12 protein-coding genes are annotated in these 13,103 nt (G+C 53.6%); 2 read left to right on the forward strand and 10 right to left on the reverse strand.

Annotated elements, in window-relative coordinates; genetic code table 11:
- Positions 1–22 precede the first annotated feature (22 nt).
- From BN2591_RS18355 to BN2591_RS18380, 6 genes are all read right to left on the reverse strand, one after another.
- On the reverse strand, positions 23–766 hold the full coding sequence (locus BN2591_RS18355) for a fimbrial biogenesis chaperone (protein ID WP_025263776.1): 744 nt from the start codon (positions 764–766) through the stop codon (positions 23–25).
- Entirely contained in the window at positions 763–2,082 is a 1,320-nt protein-coding gene (locus BN2591_RS18360) for a fimbrial protein (protein WP_086873321.1), read from the reverse strand. Before BN2591_RS18360 ends, BN2591_RS18355 begins: the two co-directional genes overlap by 4 nt.
- 16 nt (positions 2,083–2,098) lie before the next feature.
- Positions 2,099–4,645: a fimbria/pilus outer membrane usher protein gene (locus BN2591_RS18365; protein WP_244173027.1), complete on the reverse strand. Its 2,547-nt coding sequence runs from the start codon at positions 4,643–4,645 to the stop codon at positions 2,099–2,101.
- Positions 4,646–4,683: 38 nt separating this feature from the next.
- Positions 4,684–5,415: a fimbrial biogenesis chaperone gene (locus BN2591_RS18370; RefSeq protein WP_086873322.1), complete on the reverse strand. Its 732-nt coding sequence runs from the start codon at positions 5,413–5,415 to the stop codon at positions 4,684–4,686.
- A 21-nt stretch (positions 5,416–5,436) separates the two neighbouring features.
- Positions 5,437–5,973: a fimbrial protein gene (locus BN2591_RS18375; RefSeq protein ID WP_086873323.1), complete on the reverse strand. Its 537-nt coding sequence runs from the start codon at positions 5,971–5,973 to the stop codon at positions 5,437–5,439.
- Between the two features lie 415 nt (positions 5,974–6,388).
- Positions 6,389–6,937, reverse strand: coding sequence for a helix-turn-helix domain-containing protein (locus BN2591_RS18380; RefSeq protein WP_086873350.1), 549 nt, complete (start codon positions 6,935–6,937; stop codon positions 6,389–6,391).
- Between the two features lie 101 nt (positions 6,938–7,038).
- Here BN2591_RS18380 and BN2591_RS18385 point away from each other — a divergent pair, with 101 nt between their 5' ends.
- Both BN2591_RS18385 and BN2591_RS18390 read left to right on the forward strand, forming a co-directional pair.
- Positions 7,039–7,701, forward strand: a complete 663-nt coding sequence (locus BN2591_RS18385; protein WP_017459678.1) for an AzlC family ABC transporter permease — start codon at positions 7,039–7,041, stop codon at positions 7,699–7,701.
- A complete protein-coding gene (locus BN2591_RS18390) occupies positions 7,701–8,024 on the forward strand; it encodes an AzlD domain-containing protein (RefSeq protein ID WP_017459679.1) in 324 nt (107 codons plus the stop codon). The genes BN2591_RS18385 and BN2591_RS18390 overlap by 1 nt, the downstream gene beginning before the upstream one ends.
- Positions 8,025–8,036: 12 nt before the next feature.
- Here BN2591_RS18390 and BN2591_RS18395 read toward each other — a convergent pair whose 3' ends face one another.
- From BN2591_RS18395 to BN2591_RS18410, 4 genes are read right to left on the reverse strand one after another with little or no spacing between them, the layout of a single operon-like run.
- Positions 8,037–9,338: an efflux RND transporter periplasmic adaptor subunit gene (locus BN2591_RS18395; RefSeq protein ID WP_086873324.1), complete on the reverse strand. Its 1,302-nt coding sequence runs from the start codon at positions 9,336–9,338 to the stop codon at positions 8,037–8,039.
- Positions 9,331–10,797: a TolC family protein gene (locus tag BN2591_RS18400; RefSeq protein ID WP_086873325.1), complete on the reverse strand. Its 1,467-nt coding sequence runs from the start codon at positions 10,795–10,797 to the stop codon at positions 9,331–9,333. Before BN2591_RS18400 ends, BN2591_RS18395 begins: the two co-directional genes overlap by 8 nt.
- Positions 10,790–12,040 (reverse strand): ABC transporter permease, encoded by a 1,251-nt coding sequence (locus BN2591_RS18405; protein ID WP_086873326.1) that lies wholly within the window; start codon positions 12,038–12,040, stop codon positions 10,790–10,792. Before BN2591_RS18405 ends, BN2591_RS18400 begins: the two co-directional genes overlap by 8 nt.
- Positions 12,033–12,770 carry an ABC transporter ATP-binding protein gene (locus BN2591_RS18410; protein ID WP_244173030.1) on the reverse strand — a complete coding sequence of 246 codons (738 nt, stop codon included), beginning with the start codon at positions 12,768–12,770 and terminating at the stop codon, positions 12,033–12,035. The genes BN2591_RS18405 and BN2591_RS18410 overlap by 8 nt, the downstream gene beginning before the upstream one ends.
- Positions 12,771–13,103 lie beyond the last annotated feature (333 nt).

Consider the following 13,103-nt stretch of genomic DNA (forward strand, 5'->3'; position numbering starts at 1 on the left):
CCCTTCGCAAAGAAGGGGGGGATTAACGGACGGGAAATGTCTGTTCGGCAACCAGGCCGCTGTCATTAATCAGTTTGGCCTGGATACGCAGCGGTAAAACCGTGGGCTGCAGAACTTTTGCAACCACGGTGTATCGCTTCTCACCGTAGGGCGCCACCATCATGTCCGGCTGCTGCTCCACAGCGTAGTTTTTTTCGCCGTAGCGTAACGATAATCCGCCAAATGAGAGATGCCACGGCGATGCGTTATGGCAGACGATCTCCATATTTTTGCCGCTGTTGACCACACTGAAACGGATTTTTTTCGCTATATCCACCGGCGCGCCAATTTTTTTTGGTCGCCAGAAGATTTTCATTTGCGTATTCATCGTCAGGATCACGCTGCGCGCGTCTGGCGCGGAAGCGGTTGATTTTGGCGGCATTTCGTACAGATTGAGCCAAAAGACCGACTCCCGATCCTGTGGCAGCGTTTGCTGGTTATACAGCAGCCGCAACCCCTGCATCCCTTTGGGTTCGAGTGAAAACAGCGTCGGAACCGCCACAAACGGCGCTTTAAAACGGGCTGGCGCATCGACATCCGCTTCGCCGTTATCGACCCAGGTTTGCACCATCACCGGCCAGTTGTTGGTGTTGACCAGCATCAGGCTTTGCTGGGTCTGCCCTTCGTTAAAAATCACCCGCGTCGAGGCGGCGATAAGCCCGGCGCGGGTGGAAAAGGCGGTCATCAACAAAGAGGTAAGCATCGCGAGGGCAAGGCGGGATCTCATTGGACTTTCACCAGCACTTCAGCACTGGCATCAACCTTACCCGCCGTGACCGTTTCGCCCGCGATACGGGTCAGATAAGCATTGAAATTAACCACATATTCGTTGATCGCGGTTGAACCGTTATTTGTCACTTGCGTCGCGCCATCACGCACCGCGTACCAGCCGCCGTTACCGCCGGGTTGGCAAGTTGCGGCCAGGCAGCGAGACCAGCCAATAAAATTACGCAGCACACCGTCATTGCTGTTGGCTATCTGAATACCGACTCCGCTGGCGTAACCCGGTTGACCATATTTTTCGGAAAGCAGATGGCTCACCCCGCCTGACGCATTCACCAGGTTGAGTTGCTGCGCCGTCAGGTAACTTTCATAGGGCACCTGTAGCCCCATCGCCGTCATCCCCTGCGTTTCACCGCTTGTCGACTGCCCTTCACAGAGGATATGCACGTTAAAGCTACTTTGAGCGGTTTGGCCATTGTTCAGATCGTTAATGGAAATGGTGGGGAAAAAGACCATCGGTGTGACGCTTTTCGCGACGCAGGTAGGTATCGATACCAGGTTGGCAGGATAGCCCGTGGAAATGCCCATATTAATGGCCATCCAGTTATCGTAATACCAGCCATCAAAGGTGAAAGCGGAGTCGCCGGAATCACAATAGGCATCCGGGCTGCCGGGTGAGCAGAAAGAGACATAACCGTTGGGCTGATTGCAGCTATAACTGCCAGATGTTAACTGCGACGCGCGGGCGCAATAGTTAAATGGCGCTCCGGTAGTCGGCGTTGTCGAACTCACCCGAATCAGATCCGCGCGGATAGGGCTAAAATCTTTCACCCGAATGTAGATTTGGCTGCCATCCGGTGAAACCTGGTAATTCTTCATCGGGATACGCTGGTATTGGCGCGTAAACACCGTGCCCGAATTCATGTGTGTCAGACGTAACGCAACATGCTCAAACAACGTGCCGTAGAATTCGGGGTAACCATCCGTTTTCCCCAAATCGAAAAAACCGCTGTTACGGTCATCACCATTGGTGGCGATGATTTCAAAGATGTTGTTCTGATCCGCAATATCGCACACCCACAACACGCTATCCGGGCCTTTGTAACGCGGGTTCTGCGAGAAGGTCACGATATTCGAACCCAGCGGGGAACCTATCGGTTGGATCTCAAGGCTGGAAACGTTGACGGTTCCCATCGCCAGGCTAAGGCCATAGTCATCTAACTCGGTACGAACGAAATCTGGCCCTTTTTTGCACAGCGCGCTCGCAGACAGGCTGGTTAATAAAACAATATTCAGCAAAATAATGCGTATAAGTGACATACAAAAACTCCGTCGATTAACGACATGGCAAGCTCATCAGAAGCAGAGGTTTGCGCGGCGGCGTAATACGCCATGAGATATGGCAGATTTCCTGGGCGTTATTTCCCCACTGAACGCGCAACGTTCCGTTGTCGTCACTCGAACGCAGGTAAATTTGGTTGGCCTGGCCGACCATGCCGACGTAATTGCCGTAGCTGTCATAGACGGCGGAACCCATCGGGATGGGCGTATTGTTCTGCGGTTGCGCGGTGATCAGCATGGCCTGGCCGCTTAGCGTGTTAAAACGAACCCGCACCGTCGCGCCCGCATAAGGTGCAACACGCTGAAGTGACGTTTGCAGTTCAACATCTTCGCTCATATTGCGGGGATCCAGACCGATGTTGTTGAACTGATAAGCCCCCAGCGACGGCGCAATCGCATAGCCAAAGGCGTCAATGCGCGCCCCTTGGCCACCAATCACTTCCGCACCTTTGGCTCCGGGTGCATCGACCAGTACAAAGCTGTCGCCCACCCAGTGACCGAGCGTTACGCCACCTTTATGCGCCACCAGGGCGCCCTGAAGCGAACCAGACGCTTGCCAGTAATTTTTCGAAGAGGACCATGAGAGACCAGCATTGGCATACGGGAAACTGCGCTGGAGCCCGCCGCCCCAAACGGATTGTTCACCTTTGCTGTCGGTCGAGTAATTCAGGTTGTAGTTCAGCGGGTTCTGCTCGCCATACACCCCGCTCAGCGTCGACTGGTAGCCACCATCGCGGCTATTGCTGCCGTTTGATCTGTTCGCGCTGGCCGACAAAACCGGGGCATAGCGCGTCCTGCCAAGCGGCACGGATACAGAGAGCGACCACATGGTTTGTATGCGATCACGCAGGAAAATCGTATGTTCGTTACCGCTGCTTTGCCATGGCGTACTGTTCATGCCAGGCACGACGTTGTACGTCCTCGCCACGCCCAGATTCAGCGAGATGCCATGGCTGAAGGTTTTACTCCAGTTGAACTGAAGCTGTTTGTCGCGCTTTTTACCGTCACGGTAATCCTGTGATGACGCAGAGAGGGTGATATCCCCCAGTACGCCAATGCGCTGACCGGCGGAAATCTCAATGCGGCTACGTTGTTTCCAGCTCAACGACTGCCATTTTTGCCCATGATTGCGCGCTTCACGCGAACCCAGGGCGTCGTAAAGTTCTGAATAACCTTCCGTTGAATACCGATAACCCGCCAGCGTAAATGAGGTGCCGGTACGCGGAATAAATTTGCTGTAGTTCGCGCGCAGCGTCCAACCGCTCTTGTTACCTTCGCTGCCCATGTTTGCGCGTGAAAACATACTGTTCAGGCCAAACGCTCCGGCCGCGCTGCTGTAAACAGCCCCCAATGAATAGCTCATATAACCCGCGGCGAGCTGATTACCGAGGTTGAGGGTGAGGGCGTTCGTCAGCCCCTGACGCCAGACCGCTTCGCTAAAGACATTGTTATCGCCAACGTCGCGCGCTCGCCCGACGGTGAAAACATAGTCGGAAGCGCCTGGACGCATAGATTCCGCCAGCGCGGAGAAAGGCACGCTAAAGGTGTTTTCACTGCCGTCAGCCTCGCTGACAACAACGGTTAAATCCCCGGCAAAATTGGTGGGATAGAGATCATTTATGGTGAACGGGCCGGGGGCAACGGTTGTTTCGTATAGCGTGGTTTTGCCTTGCAGGATGGTCACTTTGGCGTTGGTTTTGGCAATCCCACGCACGACCGGCGCATAGCCTCGTTGGGAATTAGGCAGCATTCGCGTATCCGATGAGATCTGGAAGCCGCGAAAACTCATGCCGGAGAAGAATTGCCCGTTGGTGTAGCCTTCGCCGATCAATACTTCGCTACGTAAAGGATAAATCGCGCGCTGGATATAACGGCGGCTGGTGCTCCAGCGGCTGCCGTTATATTTGCTGTAACTGAAGTTGGATTGCTGGCGATAACGCCATAGCCCCAAATTAATTCCACCATTGAAACTCAGCCAGGTGGAATCCATGCCACCAGCGCTACCCTGCCGCGACTCAACATGGTACTGGTTAGCCATATAATTGAGAAATAGCATACTTTCCCCGGCGCTGAGACTTGCTTCGCTTACGCTGCCACGGGGAACCGATTTCAATAACGCCTGCGGCGCGGTGAAATCCATTCGCAATTGCGCCATGTCATCTTTACGGGTGATACCGTTCAACGCCTTATCGTCTGGCCAATAACATGATGGCGCAGCGTCGTCAGACAATGCGTTAAAACCCAACGTTGTTAATAAATCATGGGGCAGACAAGGCTCGACTTTTTTACCCCGGCGGGAAAACTCAACCTCGCGGTGGGTAGTAAATTTCCCATTGAGATAAATATCAAGAGAATGTCGACCGGGCGTAATTAATTCATCCTTATTTAAGCGCTGAAGATCTTCATTAGATAATCCACTATTTCGTAGCAATGATGAGTCAAAATAAAATTCATTATCTTTCGCTGATGCTGTCAACGATACAACAGAAATAAACCCTATGAGAATACGAAAGCATGAGGAGCGCAGATGCATCAGTACCATCCGAGTTGAATAATGTTTTATATTTCCGGGCGGAAGATTTATTTAACTAAAGAATACGACTTACTAAATACTCCACCATAATCATTTATTGCATTAATCGTTAATTTATCCCCGCCTTGCGTCGGGAGAGTCCACTGCGTAGTGGATCGTGGCGCAATCATTCCCTTGAATTTTATTGGATGCTTCTTTTCCCGTTCTTCAGTGAACGCGCTAATCACAGAAATATGGTAAGCACTCGTATTATTCACTTCGACAATTTGACCATGTAATGTCACTTTTACATTGTCCAGAGAATGGTTAGCATCTCCTGTAATACCGTCGGGGCGGTAAAAAATTTTTAGTCGGCTTTTTATCAGCATGGTTAAACTATTCTGCCCACGTTCAGACGTTTTCTTTGCCGGATATTGTAAAAAATTCAACCAAAAAAGAGATTCCCGATCCTGAGGAAGTTGTGCCCCGGTAAATTTCAGCCGTAATGTGTGCTCAGTAGCTGGATTAATACGGAAAATCGATGGCATCAAAAGAAATGGCGCATCAGCCGTTTCCGGTGTTGACTGTGGATTATTTTTATCCGCCCAAACTTGCACTAAAACAGGTTCATTGCCCGTATTAGTAAAAGCTAATCCCTTTTCTTTTATGTCAGCAGGATAAATAATTCGCGTCCCGACCATCGTCACACTGGCGCAAACATTTCCGACAATAAAAAATAATAATGCTGTCAGTGATATATATTTCGACATACTGATATAAGCCGCATAGAAGCGCTGCATAATGCAGCGCTTTAAGAAAGATTATTGATAAGTCACAGCAAATTGCGCTTGTGCTTCAACTGCGCCAGGCGTTGCCTGCCCGGTCGCGTAATAACGTGCTGCCAGGTCATAAGTTACGGTAGTGTTGGCTCCGCCGACAGATTGCGTCGCGGTTTGGGCTTTATTTCCCGTAAAGTCCAGCGCACTCGCCCCTTCCATCAGCTGAATCGCAACGTTTGTTGCCGGTGAAGTGCTCGCGGTATTTTTCAAATTCGTACCATCAATATCGTTGGCAACAAAAACAATACCGGCATTGGATGCTTGTGCGCCGCCACAGCCAGAAAGCGTCACGGTGAACGGCGTATCACCTGTTGTTGAACCGGAAGACGCTAATTGACTGTCACTGACGGTAGGTAAAAGTACAATCGGCGATGTACTACTACCATTAATATTAATATCACAGGTCTGTTCGCTAACTTCACCCATAAAACGCACGGTGTTATTTGATGTCGCTGCAAAAGCAGAACTGCTTAACGAAAAAATAGCCGTCGCTGCAAACACATTTATCAACTTATTCATAAACTCGCCTCACTATTAATATTAACAACCCCAAAACACTTGATTGATATATATTCAATCAATTTAATATCGCGAGTAAATTACACTGGCTTAATATTGATGTAAAGGTATTAAGAGAGGGCGTTTAATGGAACTAATCTATAACATAAAAATAATAAATAACACTCAAACAACCATTCGTAAGAACTATAAAAAACAAATTAAAAACCTAATTAAAACAGCAATATAGTTTAATATGGATTTAAGTAACTCGATGATTTAATTCATTAAAATCAGTGTTTAATCAGAATATTCACAAAGAAAAATAAAATGAAGAATCTTAAAAATATTAAAACATGTAAAGGGAACAATTAAATTGTTCCACTCTCTGTTATCTTTATCCGTTTTTATTATTGTTGGGTGGAATTAAAGCGGATTAATTTTGTTCAGCCACCAGAATGGCCTGTGTATCTGCTTCCAGCGCTTTAAAGATATGTTCCCTGTCCGCCGGATAACAAATGTAATCCCCTTCACCTAACTCTTCCGGTGCTTCCGTCAGCCCTACCAGCGCGCGCCCTTGTGTCACAATAATGTGCTCCACTGAACCTGTCGGATGTGGATTCGAGATCCGATCGGCGCCAGGTTGCGTGAACAATAAATAGATATCGCGTCGTGCGCCGGGCGGGCAGGCGGCAAGCAATATCGCCTGGTAATTTGCCCCTTCGGCGGTCACTTTTGTGCCTTCGCCACGACGGATAACCTGCGTGGTTGGTTTCTGCGGTTCCAGCAGGCGAGCAAAGGGAATATCCAGCGCGACGCAGAGCGCCCAAAGCGTTTCCAGACTAGGATTACCGTTACCCGCTTCCAGTTGTGAAAGCGTGGATTTGGCGATACCCGCCCGGCGGGCAATCTCCGCCAACGAAAGCCCGGTTCGCAGTCGCTCACGCACCAGACTTTTGGCAATGATGCTAATTGGCTGTGTCATAAACACCCCACTGTTCATTTAATCGAACGAATCGTTCTTGTTGAAAAACGATTCTGGTGTGTTCATTATAATGGATAAACGTTCGATATGGGTAAAGAGAGATGTTCACCAGACACTTCGCCTCGCTGAAAGGCGACACCGTAAAAGCTATCTTCCTGGTCTGCCTGGCAGTGGGCGTCGTCGGCGTCTCTTACGGATCGCTGGCCATGGCTTACGGCTTTCCTTTATGGGTGCCGCTGGCGCTCTCCACCCTGGTGCTGGCTGGCGCATCCGAGTTTATGTTTATCGGTATTGTCGCCAGCGGCGGCAATCCACTGGCTGCGGCTCTGGCGGGTCTGCTCGTTAACGCCCGCCATATCCCATTTGGCGTCACGGTGCGTGAACTGGTAGGTCAACGTGCGGCCAGTTTTCTCGGCTGCCACATCATGAATGATGAAAGCGTCGTGTTCGGCTTATCACAGCCCACCGCCGAGCAACGTAAAGCCGCTTACTGGCTATGTGGTTTAGGGGTAGCGCTATTGTGGCCCGCTGGCGTACTGGTGGGTGCGGCGGTGGGTAAATTGCTGCCCGCACCGGAAACCATCGGTCTGGATGCGGTTTTCCCGGCAATTTTGCTGGCGCTGGTATTGCCGGCGCTGAAAAAGCGCACCACGCTGATCCGCGCCTCGAGCGGCGCGGTATTGTCGCTCGCCGCCGTTCCCTTTGCGCCAGTGGGATTACCGGTGCTGCTCTCTTTACTTGGCTTACTGACGAGGAAGAAATAATGGCCAGCGTTGCGCTCATTATCGGCGGTATCGCCATCCTTTCTATCGGCACCTATTTGATGCGCCTTGGTGGCGCAAAACTCGGCAGCCGGCTGGCGCTTTCCGAGCACTCTCAGGCACTGCTGTCGGATGCGGCAACCACCCTGCTTTTCGCGGTCGCGCTGGCATCGATGCTCTATGAAGGCGGGCATTTCGCTGGCATGGCGCGCGTACTGGGTGTGCTTTTCGCGTTGTTTCTCGCCTGGCGCAAAATGCCGCTGATTGTGGTGATCCTCTCCGCAGCGGTCGTCACCGCGCTGCTGCGCCTTGCCGGAATCGCATAAGGAACGGGCGCGTTAATGGATACTCACGGAAACCGGGTTAGCCGAACCGCCCTGCGCGCCCATTTCAACGCGCACTTCCCCCGCGTCAATCCCGTGGATTTCCACCCCCTGCGCCACCGTCTGCCCGGTGGTAACCACCACTTTGCGCGGTGTCGCACCGGACGAGGCTCGCCAGAGCACCCAACGCGAACCCGATTGCGGATCGACATGTAACGCCTGAGCAGGCACCGCGAATCCGTGTTCGTTCTGCCAGGTGATCACCGCCAGCCGGGCGCTCATCCCCAGCCGAATATCTTGCTGTAAATCCGCCAGCGGCGTGTTTACCGACACCGTGACATCGTAATAAGCGCCCTGCGTCTCTGCCGCGCTGCTCTGAACGCCAATTTCGCGGATCTGCCCGCTGAGCGTTTTGCCAGCAAACCCTTCACCGGTGATGTTAACCGGCATCCCCTCTTTTAACTGGTGGAGATCCGATTCCTCGACGCGAGTCACTACCTGTATCGTGTCCAGCCCTGTCACCGTTAACAACGCCGCACCCTGGCTCACTGACAAACCCGGCTGAAGAGTCACCGGTTTACCGCTATCCGGCGCGACCGGGCGCACGATAAAACCGGCATAGGGCGCACGTATTGTTTGTCGCTCCACCTGCGCTTTCAGTGTTGCGTAGCGAGCCTGCGCATTTGCCAGTTCCATATCGGCAATTTTGCTGTCCTCGCCTTTACCCCGCGCTTCCATCGTGTGTAACTCTTCCTGCGCGGCCGCCAGATCCTGCTGCTGCGTTTGTGCCTGCTGCGTCAGCGCATCGACTTCCATACGGGCGACAATCCCGCGCTTAAAAAGCGCAGTGGTATCGCGAAGATTGGCCTGCGTATTGGAAAGCGTCGCGCGTGCGGTCTGCACCACGCGCCTGGCACGTGAAACATCCGGGCTGCTGCTCCAGTTGCGAAACAGCGCCACCTCTTTTTGCGCTTTCAAAAGATCCGCCTGCGCCTGGCGAAGTTGGATCTCAATCTGTCCGGGATCAAGCACTACCAGCACTTGCCCCTTTTCAACGCGCTGCCCTTCGTGAACCGCGATTTCACGGATCACCCCGTCAAACGGCGCGGCAAGGGTTTGCTGGCGAGCCGCCTGAATACGCCCCACCAGCCCCAACTGGTTTTCAAGCCGCTGTGGCTGAACCGACAGCCAGACTTCCTGCGCAGCGCGACTTTCCGGTTCGCGTGAGACTACCCACCATAAGAGCGAGCCGCCAACCACTACCGCAAGTGTCAGCAGTAAAAGCAGGCGTTGCTTGTGCGTAAGAAACTTAATCATTGAGCGAAATATCCCAACTTTGCAGCGTGGTTCCCAGCGTTTGATCTAGCCCGGCCTGCGCATTCAAATAGCTGATAAGCGCATTTAGCCTGGCGTTTTCCGCGTTGCGAAGATCGTTTTCAAAGCTCAGTACCTGGAAGTTGCTGGAGCGGCCAGCGGTGAGTTTTTCCCGTTCAATTTCCAGTTTGCGGCGTGACAAATCCCGTGCGCGTTGGGCTATCTCAAACTGCCGCCAGCGGGTGCCCATATCGCGCACGGCGTTGGTGACATCACGGTCAAGCTGCTGGTGCGCTTCCGCCAGCTGGATTTGCTGATTTTGCACATTAACCTGCGCTTGCACTTCCGCCTGCCGGGCGGTCATGTCGCCGATGGGGATCTCCACCTGAACCCCAACATAGTTATCCCAGTTGCGCGCGCCATCGCCTCGCGCCGCACGGTTACGCTGCTGCGTTGCGCCGCCGACCAGCGAAACATCCCACAACCGGTCATTACGGGCGACGGCGAGGTTAATCGCAGCCTGTTCACCAACAAGCAACTGCGCCAGATAAGCGGGCTGCGACGCCTCCGCCTGTTTCAACGCGCGATCGGCCTGCACCTCGACAGGCTTTGCCTGTAGCGCTTCGGTCGCGACAATTGGCGCATGCAGATCCAACGCCAGCAGTTGCAACAGCGCCAGCCGCGCCATATCCACCCGATTTCGCGCCTCTTCATGCGCCAGTTCTTGTGAGGCCACTTCGGCCTCGGTTTGCACAATTTCAAACTCCGCCATGCGCCCGGCGCTGATCATCGCCTGGTTCACTTCCACCAACTGGCGCGCCCGCGCCAGCGAATCCTGAGCAATCTTTAACTGCTCCTGCGCCAGCAACAAATCGCGATAAGCGGTGATAATTTGGGTGATCGTCTGCGAAACGGTGGACTTCAAATTCAAGCGGTTGATTTGCTCAGTCATCTGCGCAAGGCGAACCGGCGCGGTGGCAATATCTTTACCCGCACCGCGCAACAGCGGCTGAATAACAGAAAAGTTCGCGCCATCGTTGTGGGATAACCCCGCCACATTGGCGTCGGTGTGTTGATATGTCCAGCCGAGGCTAACGCGCGTGCCGTAAGGGGTGAGCAGCGTGGAGGTCGGCGTCAGGTTTCCCTGCCGGTAGCGGTCATCCTGGTTGCGCGTGGAGAGATAATTACCGGAGAGTACCAGTTTTGGCGTGAAGCGATCTTCGGCCACGCGCAGGTCAAATTTCTGCGCAACCCTGTCGAGATACGCGCTACGAATGGCGCGGTTATCACGCAGTCCAAGATAGATGGCATCACTCAGGGTGAGATCGATACTGTCGCCTTTCAGCGCAATACGCGCTGTCTCGCCGTCTCGCGTGGCGTGGGAAGGGTTCACCGGCATTTCCGCACGCGCCGGGCAAACGCTCAGGCTTGCCAGGAATATCAGCCAGACATTTTTACGCATCGCGCAACGCCTCCACCGGCTCCAGCCGGGACGCCGCCAGTGCGGGAGATAAGCCAAAAAACAGCCCAATAACAATGGCGCTGCCAATGCCCAACGGCAACGCCGCGGCGGATAAGGCAAAATCAGACCAGCCAGAAAACCAGACAAACAGCCACGCCACCGCGAAACCCGCCGCCGCGCCAAGCAGCGCGCCTGCCGTCGCTAGCACAATGGCTTCCAGCAAAAAGAGCATCGCGATATCGCGCGGACGCGCGCCCAGCGCCATGCGCACACCAATTTCCCGGCGGCGCTCCGACACATTCATCACCATCACATTCATCACGCCCACCCCGCCAACCAACAGCGAGATGCCGCCAAGCCCGGCGAGCAACCCTGAAAACAGGCGCGACTGCTGCTCAATGCCTTCCAGCAGCTGCTGAGGAACCTGCACATTGACCTCGAAGCCGGGCATCTTTTCGTTGAGCCACGCCTGTAGCCTGGGCGCGATGTGCTCCAGTTGTTCACCGCTGCGGCTACGCGCCGCGACGCCAGTGATTTGCGGAAAATCGATCACCCGGCGCATACCGGTTATCGGCAGCAAAATGGCATCATCTATGGAGACAGGAATGATCGGGTTTGGTCCTTGCGCGCGCAGAATGCCAACTATCTCAAAGAGATAACCACCAATCTGAATGCGGTCGCCCAGCAGGACGGGGCGGTCGGGCTGGGCCCATTGTGCGGCGACATTGGCCCCGAGAACGGCGTAGGTGCTCTGCGCATCAAAGCGGCTCAAAAAGCGGCCTTGCTCCAGTTGCAGTCGCAACACAGAAGGCAGTTCAGCGCCGCTACCGACCAGCGTTGCCGCTGCCGTTCGGCCATTAAAACGCGCTTGTGTGTTACTGGGAACGAGCGCAGAGGCCGCGTCAATCTCCGGTATCTGTTGATGCAAGGCATCAATATCCAGATCGGCGGGCGCGACCAGCGGTTTTCTGCCGGAACCGACAGGCTGCTGAATATTGGCAACCAGTAACTCACTACCCATACCGCGAAAAATGCTCATCGCCTCACGTTCGGCGTTGTAGCCAATGTTCAGCAACGCCACCACCGCCGCGCAGCCCACTGCGATGCCCAACAGCGCCAGCACCGCGCGGCGACCTAACAGCCGCAGGTTATCCAGCGACTCCAGCAAAAGTTGCAGCCACGGCATTCCGTAGCGTGAAGACAGAGAAACACGGATTGCGGCGGGCAGACGAAGATCAGACATGCGTTGCCTCGTTGATCCGTCCGTCAGCCACCTGAATGCAGCGCGACATGCGGCGGGCAATGGCATCGTCATGCGTTACCAGCACCAGCGTGGTACCACTGTCGCGATTCAGGGCCAGCAGTAAGTCGATGATGTCAGCGGCGTTTTGGCTATCAAGGTTACCGGTGGGTTCATCGGCGAGCAGCAACGCCGGTTCGCCAACCAGCGCGCGGGCAATGGCCACACGCTGGCGCTGCCCGCCGGACAAATCCGCAGGGCGGTGGTGCGCGCGTTCACTTAACCCCACGCGCTGAAGCTGTTTGCGGGCAGCGTCCTGTGCTTCATGACGCAGTACGCCTCGATAGAGCAGCGGCAAAGCAACATTGTCCAGCGCGGTAAGCCGGGGCAGTAAATTGAAACTCTGAAAGACAAAACCAATGATGTGATTACGCGCCGTCGCGCGAGCGTCTGCGCCGCAGCGGGACATATCTTCGCCATGAAACATCACGCGCCCGGAGGTGGGCGTATCAAGCAATCCCAGCAGATTAAGCAGCGTGCTTTTCCCCGAGCCAGACGCGCCAACAATGGCGCAACTTTGCCCGGAGGGGATAGATAACGAAATGTTGTGCAGGATAGTCTGCCGCGCGGCACCAGCGGCGTAGGAATAAGTCACCGAATCCAGGCGTATCAAATCAGCGCCAGATGTCGTGTGGTGAGTTTCGCTTATCCCTGAGTCGTGCAACCGTTCCATGTTTGCCAATCATTCATCCTGAAGAACACGGATATGGTGTGAACTACATATCAATATTAACGGCCAGAAAAACGAAACCTTTAGTGTTTTTGCCGTGAATGCATTTCAACAAAACCTACCAAAATTGATATCTAAAGAATTAACCGCAATCGCCGATAGGTATTTGGCACACTTTACCCAACATATTTAAATATTAAACAGCAATTAAGCCACACTTAATTAAAACAATAAGCATTGACAAAAATAAATATATTATCTAGCTTTCCACGGGCAAACGGAAATTAGAGCTGGCAAATAAGAATTATTGAGTTACCTTGTGTTCACGCAGGGCAA

Origin of the sequence: Kosakonia pseudosacchari (assembly GCF_900184035.1) — a bacterium.
Lineage (GTDB): Bacteria > Pseudomonadota > Gammaproteobacteria > Enterobacterales > Enterobacteriaceae > Kosakonia > Kosakonia pseudosacchari.